At 65.4% G+C, this 16,789-nt stretch carries 14 protein-coding genes; 2 read left to right on the forward strand and 12 right to left on the reverse strand.

Annotated elements, in window-relative coordinates:
- Nucleotides 1–175 precede the first annotated feature (175 nt).
- From F3J44_RS19850 to F3J44_RS19875, 6 genes are all read right to left on the reverse strand, one after another.
- Nucleotides 176–1,510: an OprD family porin gene (locus F3J44_RS19850; protein WP_167275286.1), complete on the reverse strand. Its 1,335-nt coding sequence runs from the start codon at nucleotides 1,508–1,510 to the stop codon at nucleotides 176–178.
- Nucleotides 1,511–1,714: 204 nt separating this feature from the next.
- Nucleotides 1,715–1,936: a hypothetical protein gene (locus F3J44_RS19855; RefSeq protein WP_167058836.1), complete on the reverse strand. Its 222-nt coding sequence runs from the start codon at nucleotides 1,934–1,936 to the stop codon at nucleotides 1,715–1,717.
- Between the two features lie 241 nt (nucleotides 1,937–2,177).
- Nucleotides 2,178–3,569 carry a heavy metal sensor histidine kinase gene (locus F3J44_RS19860; RefSeq protein WP_167275288.1) on the reverse strand — a complete coding sequence of 464 codons (1,392 nt, stop codon included), beginning with the start codon at nucleotides 3,567–3,569 and terminating at the stop codon, nucleotides 2,178–2,180.
- A complete protein-coding gene (locus tag F3J44_RS19865) occupies nucleotides 3,544–4,218 on the reverse strand; it encodes a heavy metal response regulator transcription factor (protein ID WP_167275291.1) in 675 nt (224 codons plus the stop codon). The genes F3J44_RS19860 and F3J44_RS19865 overlap by 26 nt, the downstream gene beginning before the upstream one ends.
- Nucleotides 4,219–4,227: 9 nt before the next feature.
- Nucleotides 4,228–7,320: a multidrug efflux RND transporter permease subunit gene (locus F3J44_RS19870; RefSeq protein ID WP_167275294.1), complete on the reverse strand. Its 3,093-nt coding sequence runs from the start codon at nucleotides 7,318–7,320 to the stop codon at nucleotides 4,228–4,230.
- Nucleotides 7,317–8,480, reverse strand: coding sequence for an efflux RND transporter periplasmic adaptor subunit (locus tag F3J44_RS19875; RefSeq protein ID WP_167058824.1), 1,164 nt, complete (start codon nucleotides 8,478–8,480; stop codon nucleotides 7,317–7,319). The genes F3J44_RS19870 and F3J44_RS19875 overlap by 4 nt, the downstream gene beginning before the upstream one ends.
- A gap of 514 nt (nucleotides 8,481–8,994) precedes the next feature.
- Between F3J44_RS19875 and F3J44_RS19880 the strand changes: the two genes are divergently transcribed.
- Both F3J44_RS19880 and F3J44_RS19885 read left to right on the forward strand, forming a co-directional pair.
- Entirely contained in the window at nucleotides 8,995–9,249 is a 255-nt protein-coding gene (locus F3J44_RS19880; protein WP_167275298.1) for a hypothetical protein, read from the forward strand.
- Entirely contained in the window at nucleotides 9,242–9,493 is a 252-nt protein-coding gene (locus F3J44_RS19885) for a DUF3077 domain-containing protein (RefSeq protein WP_167275300.1), read from the forward strand. The genes F3J44_RS19880 and F3J44_RS19885 overlap by 8 nt, the downstream gene beginning before the upstream one ends.
- 239 nt (nucleotides 9,494–9,732) lie before the next feature.
- Here the strand turns inward: F3J44_RS19885 and F3J44_RS19890 are convergent, their stop codons facing one another.
- The 6 genes from F3J44_RS19890 to F3J44_RS19915 form a co-directional block, all read right to left on the reverse strand.
- The gene (locus tag F3J44_RS19890) at nucleotides 9,733–10,467 is read right to left on the reverse strand and encodes a YkgJ family cysteine cluster protein (RefSeq protein WP_167275303.1); all 735 of its coding nucleotides are present in this window, start codon (nucleotides 10,465–10,467) and stop codon (nucleotides 9,733–9,735) included.
- A complete protein-coding gene (locus F3J44_RS19895; protein ID WP_167275306.1) occupies nucleotides 10,464–10,775 on the reverse strand; it encodes a hypothetical protein in 312 nt (103 codons plus the stop codon). The genes F3J44_RS19890 and F3J44_RS19895 overlap by 4 nt, the downstream gene beginning before the upstream one ends.
- Before the next feature lie 98 nt (nucleotides 10,776–10,873).
- Entirely contained in the window at nucleotides 10,874–11,773 is a 900-nt protein-coding gene (locus tag F3J44_RS19900) for a chemotaxis protein (RefSeq protein ID WP_167058814.1), read from the reverse strand.
- A 182-nt stretch (nucleotides 11,774–11,955) separates the two neighbouring features.
- The gene (locus F3J44_RS19905; RefSeq protein ID WP_167275308.1) at nucleotides 11,956–13,140 is read right to left on the reverse strand and encodes an HlyD family type I secretion periplasmic adaptor subunit; all 1,185 of its coding nucleotides are present in this window, start codon (nucleotides 13,138–13,140) and stop codon (nucleotides 11,956–11,958) included.
- Nucleotides 13,137–15,305, reverse strand: coding sequence for a type I secretion system permease/ATPase (locus F3J44_RS19910; RefSeq protein WP_167058808.1), 2,169 nt, complete (start codon nucleotides 15,303–15,305; stop codon nucleotides 13,137–13,139). Before F3J44_RS19910 ends, F3J44_RS19905 begins: the two co-directional genes overlap by 4 nt.
- Nucleotides 15,302–16,735 carry a TolC family outer membrane protein gene (locus F3J44_RS19915; protein ID WP_167058805.1) on the reverse strand — a complete coding sequence of 478 codons (1,434 nt, stop codon included), beginning with the start codon at nucleotides 16,733–16,735 and terminating at the stop codon, nucleotides 15,302–15,304. Before F3J44_RS19915 ends, F3J44_RS19910 begins: the two co-directional genes overlap by 4 nt.
- Nucleotides 16,736–16,789: the final 54 nt, after the last annotated feature.

Genomic DNA, 16,789 nt, shown 5'->3' on the forward strand with positions numbered 1-16,789 from the left:
CATTTTAGGGAAGCGCGGATTGTCGGACAAGATTTGTCCGACGGAATCGTATGGGGCCTACCCATCGCATTGTAGGAGCGGGCTTGCCCCGCGAAGCAGGCAACCCGAGGCTTGGCACCGGCGCTGCCGCTGTTCGCGGGGCAAGCCCGCTCCTACAAAGGCTCTACAGCGGGGATCAGAAGATGTTCAGTGGGTAATCGACGATCACCCGCACTTCGTCGTTGTCGCTGGAGCCATCGATGGCGGCGTAGCCTTGGCTGCCGCGGTGGGTGGCATAGCGCACTTGCACGGCCAGGTCTTTCAGGTCGCCTTCCTGGAACACGTATTTCACGTCCAGGTCGCGCTCCCAGTGCATGGCGTTCTTGCCATCGGCGCTGTAGTAGCTGTAATGGGTGTTGTCCTGGCTGGCCTTGGTCAGGTCTGCCTCACCGCGCGAGTACGACAGGCTGCTGCTCAGGCCCGGAATGCCGAGACCGGCGAAGTTGTACTCGTACTGCAGCTTCCACGAACGCTCGTTCGGCGCGTTGAAGTCCGAGTACATGCGCGAGTTGTCCAGGTAAATGCTGTCGCCCAGGTTGATGTAGTCGAACGGCGTGTTGCCGTTGACCCGCTGGTAGGCGGCGGTGATGCTGTGGTAACCGGCATTGACCGTGAAGTGCAGGCTGTAGGTGTTGTTGTCGATCTTGCCCAGCAGCGCCCGGCCGGTGTCCTGGGTGTGGTAGAAGTGCACGCCCGGGTTCAGGCTGACCAGGTCGTTGACCACGTAGGTGTAGTCGAAGTCAGCGTAGTACTGGTTCCAGATGTCCTTGAGCTCGGCGGCATACAGGTTGGTGGTGACGTTCTCGGTGCCGCTCCACGAGGCGCCCGCCCAGCTCAGGTGCTTGCTCTTTTCGTGCTCGTCCAGGCTGCCGTAGTAGGTGTCGATACGGCGGTGGCCACTCTGGTTGTAGGGGTGGGTGAAACTGACCTGGCCACCTTCGAGCAGCAGCCCGTCGATGCTGTGGTTGGTCAGGCTTACGCCGCGGAAGGTCTGCGGCAGCATGCGGGTTTCACCCCCGGCGATGACCGGGTTGGTGAGGAACAGGTCACCGGCCTTGAGTTCGGTGTCGAAGGCCTTGAGCTTCACCGCCGCGCCTGCGGTAGAGAACGAATGCGGGGCTGCGCCCAGTTCGCCGTCGTCCTTGATGTGCTCAGGCAGGATGCTGGTGCCGGCATGGCCGCCACCGCCGTCGAGTTTCAGGCCCAGGATGCCGTGGGCGTCGATGCCGAAGCCGACGGTGCCCGCGGTGTAACCCGACTCGAAGCGTGCGACTGCGCCCTGGCCCCACTCGCGGGTATCGCGGGCGCCGGGGTTGTGGCTGTCGCGGTTGAAGTAGGCATTACGAAAATGCAGGTTGAGGGACGAACCTTCGATGAAGCCATCAGCCTTGTCTTCATCTGCCTGGGCGGCGAACGGGATCGTTGCAGTCAACGCAATGAACAGCGGGGTAAAACGGAACGCGGAAGGCACCGGTACTAGCTCCTTTGGTCTGACGGTGGGGCAGTTTTTATTTTTGAATGTGCAGCTTTCTTATGGGTGAACGTACAGCCGGGCTGAGAGTTAAGGCACATAAAAAAAGCCGCTGATCGGCAGCGGCTTTAAAAGGCTAACATAACGGCACCGACGGTGCCCATGGCGTAGCCAAGGGAAAAACGGAGCGGGAGCGGCGTGCGATCAGCTGTCGGCATTGGCGTCGCTGGCGACTTTCGAAGCAGTCTGTTCTGCATCTTTGCCAGCGTCGGCCTTGTGTGCGATAGCGTCGCGCGATTCCTGATGAACGGCGGCAAGTTCTGCGTTACGGGCAACGAACGCCGGGGATTCTTCGGCCATGGCCAGGGGCGACAACAACAGGGACGACAGGACGAAAACGCTGGCAATACCCATACTGTTGGACATTTGAAACTACCTTCTTGCGCAGGCAAGTGTGAATGAGGACAGGGCTAAAGTTAGTCCGTTAAGTGCTGCGGAAACAGCCTCTTTGGCGATAAGCACTGTTGCGCAAAAGGTAAGGATGGCTCAGGTCACACCCGGGTAGGAGCGACCGTAGGTCGCGATGGGCTGCCGTGCAGCCCCAGCAATGTTCGCTAAAGCACAGAAGCGGGCCGCTGCGCGTCCCGATCGCGACCTCCGGTCGCTCCTACAGGGCGCTTGCCGGCAGGCGGATACCAAAGGTATTGGCCCCAGCGCCGCTGCGCACGAACACTTCGCCGCCATGCATCACGGCAATCGCCTTGACGATCGCCAGCCCCAGCCCATGGTTGCCGCCGCCGCTGTTGCTGCGCGCCGCATCCACGCGGTAGAAGCGCTCGAACAGCAGCGGCAGGTGCGCCTCATCGATGGCCGGCCCCGGGTTGCTGACGGCAATGCTGACCTGCTCCGGCGCCGCCTCGATCTGCACGCGAATCACCTGGTTGGGCGCGGTGTGCTGCACGGCATTGTTCAGCAGGTTGATCAGCGCCCGGCGCAGCTGGGCCTTTTCGATCGGCGCCTGGGCATCGCCGCTGACGCTGACCCTGACCTGGGCGTCTTCGAGAATGTAGTCCAGGTAGTCCAGGGTGGTGGCCACTTCCTCGGCCAGTGACGCCTGGGTCAGCGCCGTGGCCTTGCTGCCTTGGTCGGCGTTGGCCAGGAACAGCATGTCGTTGATGATGCTGCGCAGGCGCTCCAGCTCCTCAAGGTTCGATTGCAGCACCTCGAAGTAATGCTCGGCGCTGCGCCCCCGGGTGAGGGCCACCTGGGTTTGGCCGATCAGGTTGGTCAGCGGCGAGCGCAGTTCGTGGGCAACGTCGGCGTTGAATGCCTCCAGCCGCGAATAGGCTTGGCTCACGCGGTCCAGCGCGGCATTGAAGGCACCGGCGAACTGCGCCAGTTCCGGCGCCAGGTTCACCGTTTGCAGGCGCCCGTCCAGGCGTGGCGGGGCCAGCGCCTGGGCTTCCACCGACAGCGCCAGCAACGGGCGCAGGCCAATGCGCGCCACCCAGTAACCCAGCACCGAGGCCAGCAGCACGCCGAGCACGGCAAGGCTGACGATGGCCACCAGCAGGCTGTGCTGGGCCTGCCAGAACGTTTCGGTGTCGATGCCGATCAGAAAGCGCAGCGGCGGGCGCTCGCCCAGAGCCGGCAGCTCGCTGACCAGCACCTTGTACGGGTAGGGCCGGTCGGGCAGGCGCAGGTCGCGCATGCCTTGCGGGCCTTCGCCAAAGGCGCGCACCAGTTCGCTGGGGTGGCCGTATTCGTAGGCCGGGTTGCTGCTGACCACCCAGAAGCGAATGCGCTTGTCTTCCTCGCTGAGCAGGTTGAGCTTGTTGTTGATCTTGGCCCAATGCTCGGGGGTGCCGAAGCGGTTGAGGGTGGATTCGAGCACGCTGAAGCGCGCATCCAGCTCGGCCTCGGGCAGCAGGTCGAGGCTGCGGTCGACCTGGCGGTACAACGCCGAGCCAATCAGTACGAACACCGCCAGCGCCACCAGGATGAACAGCGCCGACAGGCGCAGGGCAATGGAATTAATCGGCACGGTTTTCCAGGACATAGCCCATGCCTCGAATGGTGTGCAGCAACTTGTTGTCGAACGGCCCGTCGAGCTTGGCACGCAGGCGCTTGATGGCCACTTCGACGACATTGGCGTCGCTGTCGAAGTTGATGTCCCACACCAGCTCGGCGATGGCGGTCTTGGAGAGGATTTCGCCCTGGCGCCGGGCCAGCACGCTGAGCAGCGAGAACTCCTTGGCGGTCAGCTCCAGGCGCTGGCCGCTGCGGCTGGCCTTGCGTGCCATCAGGTCGATCCACAGGTCGCCCACCTGGATCTGCAGCGGTTCGTGGCTGCTGCTGCGCCGGGTCAGGGCCTGCAGCCGGGCCACCAGTTCCAGGAACGAGAACGGCTTGCCCAGGTAGTCGTCGGCGCCTTCGCGCAGGCCGTGGATACGGTCCTCCACGCGCTCGCGGGCGGTGAGCATGATCACCGGCGTCTGCTTGCGCGCCCGTAGCGCACGCAGCACGCCGTAGCCGTCCAGGCCAGGCAGCATCACGTCGAGCACGATCACCGCGTAGTCGCCCTCAAGCGCCAGGTGCAGGCCGTCGATGCCATCGCGCGCCAGGTCCACGGTAAAGCCCTGCTCGGTGAGGCCGCGATGCAGGTAGTCGGCGGTTTTTTCTTCGTCTTCGATGATCAGCACACGCATGGTCTTGTCCTAACTGGCACTGGGCGCCGCCGCACGGGCAGCCTGGCGGCGGTGGAACAGGCGCTCCAGGGCCAAGTATATGACCGGGGTGGTGAACAGCGTCAGCGCCTGGCTCACCAGCAGCCCGCCCACCACGGCAATGCCCAGCGGTTGGCGCAGCTCGGCGCCTGCGCCGAAGCCGAACATCAGCGGCACCGCGCCCAGCAGGGCGGCGAGGGTGGTCATGATGATCGGCCGGAAGCGCGTCAGGCACGCCTGGCGGATCGCCTGCTCGGGCGTCATGCCCTGGTGGCGCTGGGCTTCCAGGGCGAAGTCGATCAGCAGGATGCCGTTTTTCTTGACGATGCCGATCAGCAGCACCACCCCGATCAGGCCCATGATGCTGAAGTCCTGGCCCATGCCCCAGAGCAGAATCAGCGCGCCCAGGCCCGCCGAGGGCAGGGTGGAAATGATCGTCAGCGGGTGCACGAAGCTCTCGTAGAGCACGCCGAGGATGATGTACACCGCCACCAGCGCGGCCAGGATCAGCCATGGCTGGCTCGACAGCGAACTCTGGAAGGCCTGGGCCGCGCCCTGGAAGTTGCCGCTGATCGAGTTGGGCATGCCCAGTTCGCGCTGGGTGCGCTCAAGGATTTGCACCGCATCGCCCAGGGCCACGCCGGGGGCCAGGTTGAACGACAGGTTGGCCGCCGGGAACAGCCCGTCGTGGCTGATCGACAGCGGCCCGGTGCTGGGCGGCGCAACATGCGCCAGGGCCGACAGTGGCACCATCTCGTTGGTTAGCGGCGAGCGCAGGTAGAAGAAGTTCAGGCTCTCGGCCTTGCCGCGCTGCTGGGCGTCCAGCTCCAGGATCACCTTGTACTGGTTGGTTTCGGTCTGGAATTCGCTGATCTGGCGCTGGCCGAAGGCGTCGTACAGCGCCTGGTCGACGTCGGTGGTGGTCAGGCCGAAGCGCGCCGCCGCCTGGCGGTCGATGTCGATGCGGGTGACGCTGGCGCCCAGCTGCAGGTCGTTGGACAAGTCACGAAAGGCTGGGTTTTCCCGCAGGCGCTCGGTCAGGCGCTGGGTCCACAGGTTCAGCGCCACGCCGTCGTTGCTCTTGAGCACGTACTGGTACTGGGTGCGCGACGGGCCGGAGCTGAGGTTGATGTCTTGCCCGGCGCGCATGTACAGGACAATGCCCGGCACCTGGGCCAGTTTCGGCCGCAGCCGGTCGATCAGCTCGCTGGCGGTGACATCGCGCTCGCCAGGGGGCTTGAGGGAAATCCAGAAGCGGCCGTTGGCGATGGTCTGGTTGCTGCCGGTGACGCCCACTGAGTGGGAATAGGCGCGCACCGCCGGGTCGTCACCGATGATCTTGGCCAGCGCCAGGTGCTTCTCGACCATGGCCGGATACGACACGTCCGCCGCCGCCTCGGTGGTGCCCAGGATGAAGCCTGTGTCTTGCAGCGGGAAGAAGCCTTTGGGGATGCCAATGTAGCCGGCCACCGCCAGGGCCAGGGTCAGGCCGAACACACCGAGGGTCAGGCGGCGGTGGGCAAGGGCACGGTCCAGGCCTTTTTCGTACCGTTTCAGCAGGCGCTCACCGAAGCCGCCTTGGTGTTCACCCGGTGGCCGGCGCATGAACAGCGCGCACAGGGTGGGAGCCAGGGTCAGCGATACCACCACCGAAATCAGGATGGTGGAGGTGGCGGTGAGGGCGAATTCCTTGAACAGCCGGCCGACCACGCCGCCCATGAACAGCAGCGGGATGAACGCGGCGATCAGCGAGAAGCTGATCGACACCACGGTGAAGCCGATCTCGCCGGCGCCCTTGAGCGCCGCGGTGCGGCTGTCGTCGCCGGCTTCCAGGTGGCGGTGGATGTTCTCCACCACGACGATGGCGTCGTCGACCACGAAGCCCACGGCGATGACGATGGCCACCAAGGTCAGGTTGTTCAGGCTGAAACCCAGCACGTACATCAGCGCGCAACTGGCGATCAGCGAGACGCCAAGCACGCTGGACACCACCAGGGTTGCCGACCACTGGCGCAGGAACAGCGCCATCACCCCGATCACCAGGGCCACGGCGATCATCAGGGTCAGTTCCACCTCGTGCAGGGAGGCGCGGATGGTTTGGGTACGGTCCTGCAGCACCGACACCTCGACCGAAGCCGGGAGCATTTCCTGCAGCCTGGGCAGGGCGTCCAGCACCCGGTCGACGGTGTCGACGATATTCGCCCCGGGCTGGCGGAACACCACCAGGTTCAACCCCTGCTGGTCGCCCGACCAGGCCTTGACGTAGGCGTTCTCGGCGCCGTTGATGACCTTGGCCACGTCCTTGAGGTGCACCGGTGCGCCGTTGCGGTACGAGACGATCAGCTGGGCGTAGTCTTCGGGGTGGAACAGCTGGTCGTTGGCCGCGATGGTCGACACGCTGTGCTCGCCATACAGCGCGCCCTTGGCCAGGTTCAGGCTGGTTTGCTGGATGGCCAGGCGCACGTCGGCCAGGGTCAGGCCGATGGCGGCTAGTTTTTCAGGCTGCGCCTGCACGCGAATGGCCGGGCGCAGCTGGCCGGTGATGTTGATCAGGCCAACCCCGTCGATCTGGCTGAGCTGGCGCGCCAGCAAGGTTTCGGCGTAGTCGCTGAGGTCGTTGCCGGGCATTTGCGCGGAACTGACGGTGAGGATCAGCACCGGGCTGTCAGCCGGGTTGACCTTGCGCCAGGTGGGCGGGTTGGGCAGGTCCTGGGGCAGGCGCGCGGTGGCGGTGTTGATCGCCGCTTGTACTTCCTGGGCGGCGGTGTCGATGTTCTTGTCGAGGGTGAACTGCAGAATCAGCGTGGTCGAGCCCAGGGCGCTGCTGCTGGTCATCTGGGTCATGCCGGGGATGGCGCTGAACTGCACCTCCAGGGGCGTTGCCACCGACGAGGCCATGGTTTCCGGGCTGGCGCCGGGCAGGGCGGCGGTGACCTGAATGGTCGGGAAGTCGGCTTCCGGCAGCGGCGCCACCGGCAGGCGCGGGAAGGCGATGGCGCCCAGCAGCACCAGGGCGAAAGTCAGTAGCAGGGTGGCGATGGGGTGGTCGATGCACCAGGCGGAAACGCCGTTGCGGCTGTTCATGGCTGGTTCCCGCCATCGGCCATTTGCGCAGGCGCCGGGGCGTCGGGCGCTACCTCAACCCGGGCGCCGGGCTTGAGCCGCGACTGGCCGTCGAGCACCAGGCGTTCACCGGGCTTGACCCCGGCGATGATGGTTTGGTCGCTGTCCTGGTAGATCACCTTGACTGGCACGCTGGTCACCTTGTCGCCGTCCAGGCGGTACACGAAGTGCCCGTCGATGCCGCGTTGCACCACCGGTGGCGGCACTACCAGGGCGTTTTCCTCGACGGCGGTGCGCAGGCGAATGGTGACCAGCTGGCCGGGCCACAGGCGGCCGTCCTTGTTGTCGAACTCGGCTTTTACCCGCACCGTGCCGGTGGTGGCGGAAATCTGGTTGTCGATCAGCGCCAGGTGGCCTTCGCCAAGCAGGTTGCGCTCGCCGTCGGCGTCCATGTAGGCCTGCACCAGCGCTGGGGTGGGGGCTTTTAGCAGGGTTTGCAGGGTGGGCAGCATCTGTTGCGGCAGGGCGAACTCGATGGCGATGGGGTCGATCTGGGTAACGCTGAACAGGCCTTGGGTGTCGCTGGTGCGCACCAGGTTGCCGGGGTCGACATTGCGAATGCCCACGCGGCCGGTCACGGGGGAGCGGATTTGCGTGTACGAGAGTTGCACCTGGGCATTGGCGATGGCGGCCTGGTTGCCCTTGACCGTGGCCTGCAGCTGGTTCACCAGGGCTTGTTGTTGGTCGAGGGTCTGTTTTGACACGCCGTCGTCGGTGCTGAGCAGGCGGTAGCGCTTGAGGTCGACCCCGGCCACCTGGATTTGCGCCTGGCTCTGGCCGAGCTGGGCCTGGGCTTGGTCGAGTTGGGCGCGAATGGCGCGGTCGTCGAGGGTGGCGAGCAGGTCGCCTTCCTTGACCCACTGGCCTTCCTTGACCAGCACCTGGGTGAGCACGCCTTCGACCTGTGGGCGCACGTCGACGCTGTGCAGTGACAGCACCGAGCCGATGGCGCTGGCGAAGCGCGGGACGTCCTGTTGGGCGACGCTGACCACGCGCACCGGGATGGCGGTTTGCGCATGGTTGGCGGGTGCCTCCCGGCGCTGGCCGTACCACACGCCCAGGGCTGCCAGGGCGAGCAGGGTGAGGCCGGCGAGAAGGAGGGGGCGGGATGGACGTCGCATCGGTGCGGGGACCTTGGCCATGGGGGATGGAGGGGTGTATTGCAAGCTTATAGCGGTTTGAACGGGTCGGGAGCGTGACGGCTGGCTGACAGCGGTGACAGGTTGGGTTCTGGGCGGATGCGGGGTGTTCGCCTTGAGAGGTTGGTTGGGTTTGAAATCGAGCGCCGCCACAAACCTCAAGGCATGCACCTGTACGAACATTCCGAATCTAAAACCAAACGCTTCAAGACCCAGGCCATGACGAAATATCCTACGAACTCTGTCGGATGGCGTCTGATATTCAGGGAACTGTTTCAGCGATAACTTCATGGTTCGCCAACAACGGCGAGCGGCCGTGAGAAAGCTGCGGTAGACCCTCGAACATGCCTTTCGTTATGGCAGCCGTGCGCGTGAGACTTCGGTCTGGCCGCGGTGAGTGGGGCGCGGTTTTCTCACCTCGCGTACGGCTGCCACCCTATCCGTGAGAAAGAGACAGGTGGTCGATGCCCTGAAAATCCCCAATCGAGATTCAATCATGAAGAAGATCGTACCCGACCCACCACCCTCATTCCCTATCCCCTACGTCACCATCATCGCCGACCTAATCCTCGAAGACGCCAAGTCTCACCTCATCTCGCTGATGGACAACCTGTCCAAAACCTGCGACCTGTTCGTCAGCCTCGAAGCCGATGACCAGCGCAACACCGTGTTGGAAAACATAGGTATCCTCACCGAGCTGCTGCATGCGTTGTCCGACCATATGCGTGCGCTGGAGGCTGGCCATGGGTAATAACCTGAAAGCCTGGAGCACGGCTGGCAAGGAGACGTTTCTCGACCTGTACGCCGTCCAGCCGGGCATCCCGCTCGATCATGCGTTCGATGAATTGTCGGTGTTGCTCGGTTGTATCCGGCATCTGAGCGAAGAGGCGGAGATGGAGGGCAACCTGGTTGCTGGCAGTGCGGCGCGGATTCTCAGTGCCATGGCCAAGGCGCTGATCAATGACATGGAACTGGGCTTGAATCGCGGCGCCTGAAGGGTGTTCGCCTTGAGAGGTTGGTTGGGTTTGAAATCGAGCGCCGCCCGCGCGGCGCATCGCAGGCAAGCCTGCTCCTACATCTGTTTCGGGCCAGTTTTCATGTGGCCACCGCGCGCGGCCCCTGGGTGACTGGCCCGAGATAAATGTAGGAGCAGGCTTGCCTGCGATGCGCCGCGCGGGCGGCGCTCGATTTGCGCGCCACCGCAAACCTCAAGGCATGCACCGCTGCGGCCTACCTAAAACCCAATGAACGCATAAAAAACCGGCGCCTCAGCGGTGGTTCTCAACTCCAGCCCCCGCAAATCGCCAATCAACTCAGGCCGCTCCACATGCAGCGTCCAGCTACCCTCTGCCCCCACCGAAACTTGGGCCAATGCCGCAGCAAAAGCCGACATGTCCGGCAGGTAAGCGGTAAACCCGTCGCCCTTCAACGCACTGGTGGTCATCCCCAGTGCCTGGCAAACGGCAACCTTGGCCGCAATGTCATCCCGATCGGCCTGGCGTGAGGCCTGCACCAGCGCCGCCAGGGCCGGGTCCACTGGGATTGCCCCATGAATCAACTCAGGCCCCTGCTCCCAAGCCTCGGGCGGGCAATCCTTGTTCTCGGGCCGTAGCGGAATATGCGGGTTGATCTCCACCGGGTAGATACGGCACACCAACGGCCGGTTCTCATAGATCCGGCACAGGTCGTTGTCGTCAAGGTTGCGGCAACGACCGGGGTTGAACGCCGCGAATGTCACCGACACACGGATTTCACCCTGGCCGCAGGGCACCGGGTGCGAGCGGCGCAGCACGTGCTCGCGCTGCGCTGGCGGCATGCCCGGCCCATCGGCCACGCAGCCTTCGATCAGCACCACCACCTGGCCACCGGCAGCTGCCCACTGGCGAGCTTCGTCCAGGGTCAGCGGCACATGGTGGCCGGTACAGCACTTTCCACAACCGGTACAGGCAAACCGCAGGCTGTCGTTCACTGGGCGCCCGGGTTCCATTCGCTGACGTACGCATGCTGCTGTTGACGGTCATACAGGCACAGCTCGGTGCCAGTGCGCTGCTGCATGTGCTTTTGCGGATACACGCCTTCAATCAGCAGGGCGCTGAAACCCACCTGGTCATCGAACTCGGCAGGCTTGCCACGGGCGTGGGCGTCCTTGAACTGGCTGGCGGCCAGGCAGGCCTTGAGCATCTGCTGGCGCTGCTCGTTCCAGGCCTGGCTGCTGGAAGCCTGGGCGGCACCGCTGAACAGTGCGCAGGCGATCAGGAGGGAGCTAAGAAACTTCATACGCGGTTCCGGGAATTTATCCGAGGGGCGCGAATTATGCCCGAGTCATCCCTGGCGGCAAGCCAGGGAGTTTGTCGCTGAATATAACAACACGCTCTTCAGCGCTCGGCAAACACCACGGTGCGGGCGGCAGTCACCAGGCAGTCGGTGAGGTCGGGTGAGGAGAATTTGGTAAGGATGGCGTTGGCCCCGGCGAGCTTGGCTTTTTCGCTGCTCATCGCGCTGTCCAGCGAGGTGTGCAGCAGCACGTAGAGGTGCTGGAAGTCGGGGGTTTCGCGCAGGGTGCGGGTGAAGGCGTAGCCGTCCATCTCGGACATCTCGATGTCGGAGACGATGATATTGATCTCCTGGGGGCTGCCCTGCAGCTCCAGCAGCACGTTGATCGCATCCTTGGCGCTGCGCGCTGTGTGGCAATCGATGCCGAGGTTGCGCAGGGTGTGCACCGACTGTTGCAGCGCCACCTGGCTGTCGTCGACCACCAGGATGTTGGCAGCAGCGAGCAGGCTTGCGTCTTCCTCGCTGAGTTCACCGGGGTTCGGCTCGGGTTCGGGCGTGGCGATGCCGTGGATGACTTTTTCGATGTCCAGCACCTGCACCAGGGTGTTGTCCACCCGGGTGACGCCGGTGATGAACGAGCGGTTGCCGGAGCCGAACGGCGGCGGTTTGATGTCGGTGCTCAGGCAATGGACGATGCGGCTCACGGCCTGCACGTGCAGGCCCTGGCGCGAGCGGCTGATCTCGGTGACGATCAGGCAGCCGCCCTGTGGGTCTTCCAGTGGGCGTTCGCCGATGGCCCGGGACAGGTCGATCACCGACAGCGAATTACCGCGCAGGGTGGCTACGCCTTTTACGTGCGGGTGCGATTCGGGCAGTTTGGTCAGCGGCGGGCAGGGGATGATTTCACTGACCTTGAGCAGGTTGATTGCCATCAGCTTGCCGCTGCGCAGGGTGAACAGTAGCAGGGACAACGAGTCCGCGCGGGCATTTTGCGTGGCCATGGTGACCTTCGTGGGAAACAGGGGATAACGGGTTATCGGCCTGGATCGCCTGCGCTTTAGCTTGATTGTGTTGGCACCGCTAGCGCTGTGCATCGCGAGCTTTGCTCGCTCCTACAGGATGGATGCAGCTCAGGTAGGAGCGAGCGTAGCTCGCGATGCGGCGCCTAAGCGGCGCTCAGGGGTCAACGCTCGCGCAAGGCCTCGCGGGCGCGGTTCAGGGGCTTGATCAGGTAATCGAGAATGGTCTTCTCGCCGGTGCGGATATCCACCGTCGCCACCATCCCCGGCACGATCGCAAAGTGCTTGCCAGCCTTGTTCTGCAGGCTGTCCTGCTCGGTGCGGATGAACACCCGGTAGTAATAGATCTCCGGCTTCACCTCGTCCTGCAGGGTGTCTGGCGAAATGCCCACCACCTTGCCTTCGAGCCCGCCGTACACCGAATAGTCATAGGCACTGATCTTCACCTTGGCCGCCTGGTCGGGGTGGATGAAGGCGATGTCCCGCGGTGCGATGCGGGTTTCCACCAGCAACCGTTCGTCCAGCGGCACGATCTTCATCACCTGGCCGCCGGGCTGTACCACGCCGCCCAAGGTGTTGACCTCGATGTCCTTGACGATGCCGCGTACCGGCGAGCGCAGGGTCAGGCGCGTCAGCGAATCGCTGCGCCCGCGAATCACTTCCGACAAACTGTCGGCCTCGGCGCTGGCCTTGGCCAGCTCCTCGCGCGCCCGCACCAGGTACTCGGAGCGGGCCTCGTTGGCCTTGAGTTCCAGCTCCGAACGCTGGCGGTTCAGGCGAATCACCTCCACCCGGCTGGACGCCCCCATCTTGGCCAGGTTCTCGGTGATCTTCAGCTCCGCACGCACCAGGCGCAGGGAGTCCTCGATACCGGCCAAGGTCTGCTCCAGGCCGCGACGGCGGGTTTGGTACAGGGCCGTTTCGGCGTCGATCAGCTCGGGGGAGTCCTTCAGGCTTTCGGGGAAACTCAGCGGCTTGCCGGTGACCTCGGCGCGCAGGCGGGCCACGCTGGCCTTGGCTGCACGGTACTTGGCCTCGCTTTCGCCCACGCTGGAGGCGGTTTTGGTCGGGTCGAGCTGGGCCAGCACCTGACCGCGCTCGACCAGGTCGCCTTCGGCCACGTTCATTTCAGCAACGATGCCGCCCTCGAACGACTGGATCACCTGCTCCCGTGAACTGGGGATCACCTTGCCGGTGCCAGTGGACACCTCGGTGACCTCGAACCAGGCAGCCCAGGCCAGGAACGCGGCAAGCATCGCCGCGCAGATCGTGATGATGCGCCCGGCGCGCAGCACGGCCTGCTCATCCTGGCCGTCCAGGTAGGACGCGGGGAGTTCGTGTTGGCTCATGCCTGCACTCCTTGCAACTTGGCCAGGGCGGCGTCGCGCTGGTCGTCGATGACGATACGCCCGCCGTCCAGCACGATGATGCGCTGTACCCGCTGCAGCACGCTGAGGCGGTGGGTGGCGATCACCAGGGTACGGCCCTGGCAGAAGCGGTCGAGGTTATCCAGCAGCTTGCGCTCGGTGGTGTCGTCCAGCGAGGCGGTGGGTTCGTCGAGCAACAGCACCTGCGGCTGGCGCACCAGCAGGCGCGACAGCACCAGGGCCTGGCGCTGGCCGCCGGAAAGGCCCTGGCCACCTTCGAGAATCAGGTGGTCGAGGCCCTTGGGCAGGCGGCGGACGAATTCCAGCGCGCCGGTGGCGGCCAATGCCGCCACCAGTTCCTGGTCGCTGGCCTGGCCGGCACCGAGGGTGAGGTTTTCCCGCAGGGTGCCGTGGAACAGCCGGGCGTACTGCGCCAGCAAACCGACGTCGCGGCGCAGGTCGGCGGGGTCGAGGTGGTCCATGGCGATACCGTCCAGGCTGACCTCGCCCTGGGCCAGGTCCATGGCCCCGCCCAGGGCCTGCAGCAGGGTCGACTTGCCGGCGCCGTTGCGCCCGAGCACGGCAATGCGCTCGCCCGGCTGGATGGCCAGCTGGCCGATGCTCAGCACCGGTGGGGCCTCGGGGCTGTAGCGAAAGTGCGCCTGGCGCAGCAGGTATTCGCCGCGGATGGCTGGCAGGTGCACACGGGCCTCGCCCTCGGGGTGGTCGACGGGCGCCTGCATCAGCTTGTCCAGGCCCTGCAGCGCCACCTTGGCCTGCTGCCAGCGGGTCAGCACGTGGGTCAACTGCGCCAGCGGCGCCATCATGCGCGACGACAGCATCGAGGCGGCCACCAGGCTACCGGTGGTGAGGTCGCCGGCAATCACCATCGGCGCGCCAATCACGATCACCACAGCGAACACCGCGCCCTGCACGTTCTGGGTCCAGGTCACCAGGCCGTTGGTGAGGGTACGCAGGCGCAGGTTGGTGTGGGCGCAGGCGGCGTTGTATTGGTTCCACTGGCGCTCGAAACGGGCCTCGGCCTGTAGTGCCTTGATCTCGTCCAGGCCCTGGATGCTCTCCACCAGCATGGCGTTGCGCAGCGACGACTCGCGCATCGAGGCATTGGCCAGCACCGCCAGGCGCCGCTGGGCGAGCAGCCCTGGAAGCACCATGGCCAGCAGCGCCACCAGCGGAATGAACACCAGCACGCCGCCGATCAGCCAGAACACGAACAGGAACAACAGGAAGAACGGCAGGTCCGCCAGCGCCGTGGCGGTGCTGGAGGTAATCAGGTCGCGGATCGATTCCAGCTCGCGCAGCTGCGAGATGAACGAGCCGGTGGACTTTGGCCGCGCCGAATTGCGCAGGCGCAGGGCGTGGCCATAAACCAGGTCGGACACCCGCAGGTCGGCGCGCTTGCCGAGCAGGTCGGTGACCTTCAGGCGCAACAGGCGCATGCTGAAATCAAACACCAGCGCCAGCACCACCCCGCCGAACAGCACGTACAGGGTGGGCAACGACTCAGCCGGAATTACCCGGTCGTACACTTGCATCGAGAACAGCACCCCGGCCAGGGCCAGCACGTTGGCCACCAGCGAGGCCACCATCACCTGGCCATACGGGCGCAGGTCGCGCAGCACGATACGGGTGAACCAGTGGCGGTCGTAGGGTGCGGTGTAGTCGTCGGTGCGCACGTCGCGCAGGGGGCGGGCAGGGCGCATCAGCGCCACGCGGTTGATGCGCCCTTCGAGCTCGCTGCGCGGCAGGCGCGAGGTCAGCCCCTGGTCGCCGGCGAACACCACGGCCAGTTCGTTTTCCTCGGTCACCGCCTCCACCACGGCCAGCTGGCCATCGTCGAGTTCCAGTACCAGCGGCGTGCGCCACTGGCGCAGCGCCTTGGCATCGAAGCGCACGAAGCGCAGGGTCAGCCCGGCCTGGCGGGCCATGTGGCGGAGGATTTCATCCAGGGGCCGGGCGTCTTCCGCTGCCGCCAGGCGAATGCGCTGGGGCGAGACATCCAGGCGGTAGTGGTGGGCGACCTGCAGCATCACTTCCAGCCACGGGCCAAGGTCCGGGCGGTGGGCCACCGTTTGTTCAGGTTGCTGCGCCTGGCCGCCCTGGGGCAGGTTGACGGTATCGTTCATGGCTCGATCTCCACCCCTTGCAGGTTGCGCCCTTCCAGCCCGAAGGCGGTCCGCAGGGCACCGGTGTTGTACAGGCAGTCGACATCCAGGCGCAGCAGGTCGGAACGGGTGCCGGCCAGCTCGAAGCGCGACTGGTAGATTTCCTGCTCGGCGTTGAGCAGGTCGAGCAGCGGCCGGGTGCCCAGGTCCAGGTATTGCCGGCCATACAGCTCCCGGGCTTCCTGGATGCTGGTCTGGCGCGCTTCCAGTGAACTCAGGCGCCGCCCCAGGCCCGACGTTTGCGCCACCGCCTCGGCCAAGCCGCGGCGCGCCTGCAGGCGCGCTGCATCTTCGGCGGAATCGGCGGAGCTCAGGGCGTAACCGGCGGCGCGGCTGCGCGCGCTGATGGCGCCGCCCTGGTAGATCGGCACCTCGACGTTCAGGTAGATGCCGGCCTGGGTACGGTCCAGCCGCGAGTTATCGCGGTTGTAGTCGTTGTCCAGGTAGTGGTTGACCTGCGGCTGCAGCGACACGGTGGGATAGGCTTCGGCCTTGGCCTGGGCCAGTTCGGCCTGGGACTGGGCACGCAGGGCCAGGGCCATCAGCACCGCGGGCAAGCGGTCGGCGCCATTGGCCGGCCGTTTGCAGGCCTGGTTCAGCTCGGGCGGCGGCGCTTCGGCCAGTGCCGGGGGCGACGCGCGGCCAAGCAGTTCGGCCAGGGTGGAACGCCAGCGTTCGTATTGCGACTGGTACTCCTCCAGGGTGGCGCGGGCGCCTTCCACACGCGATTCGGCCTGCACCACGTCGGAGCGCGTGCTGGCGCCCATGTCGCTGCGCTGGCGGGCCATGCCGGCGATGTCGCCAACGCCGCGGATCTGGTCGCGGGCAATGACCATCAACTGCTCGTAGCGGCGGGTTTCGATCCAGGCGTAGGCGGTATCGCGGGCCAGGTCGTCGACCACCAGCAGGATATTGGCCTGGGCCCGGTTGGCGGCGGCCTTGGCGGCATTGACGGCGCTGTCGACCTTGCCGAAGTCGTACAGCATCTGCTTGAGCGACAGGTTCAGCGCCTGGCTGTTGCGGTCGCCGCCGTAGCCTGTGTCATAACCGGTGCGAATGCCACCGGAGATCTGCGGGTAGTAACCGGCGCGGGCCACGTTGATGCCCTCGCCTTGCTTGTACAGGTTGCCGATGGCTTCGGCGATGCTCGGGTGCCATTGCGCGGCGGTCAACACCGCTTCGGAAAGCCCCAGCCGATCGCCGCCACTGGCGGCCTGCACGGCAGGTGGCCGGGCGGGGATGGCGTCGGGCGCGTCACGTAGCAGTGACGGCCCGATGCTGCGCAGCCTTGGGTCGATATCATCGGCTGCCAGGGCAACCGGGTGGAGGGTCAACGCCAGGAGCCCGAGGGCGCCCAGCCACAACGGTGACAGCGGACTGCTTCGCTTCACGAAATTCCCTTACTGCTGATCGTCCTTGCCGCCGGGCGGTGTGCCCGGCGGGAT

The sequence above is a fragment of the Pantoea sp. Tr-811 genome (genome assembly GCF_011752535.1).
Classification (GTDB): Bacteria; Pseudomonadota; Gammaproteobacteria; order Pseudomonadales; family Pseudomonadaceae; genus Aquipseudomonas.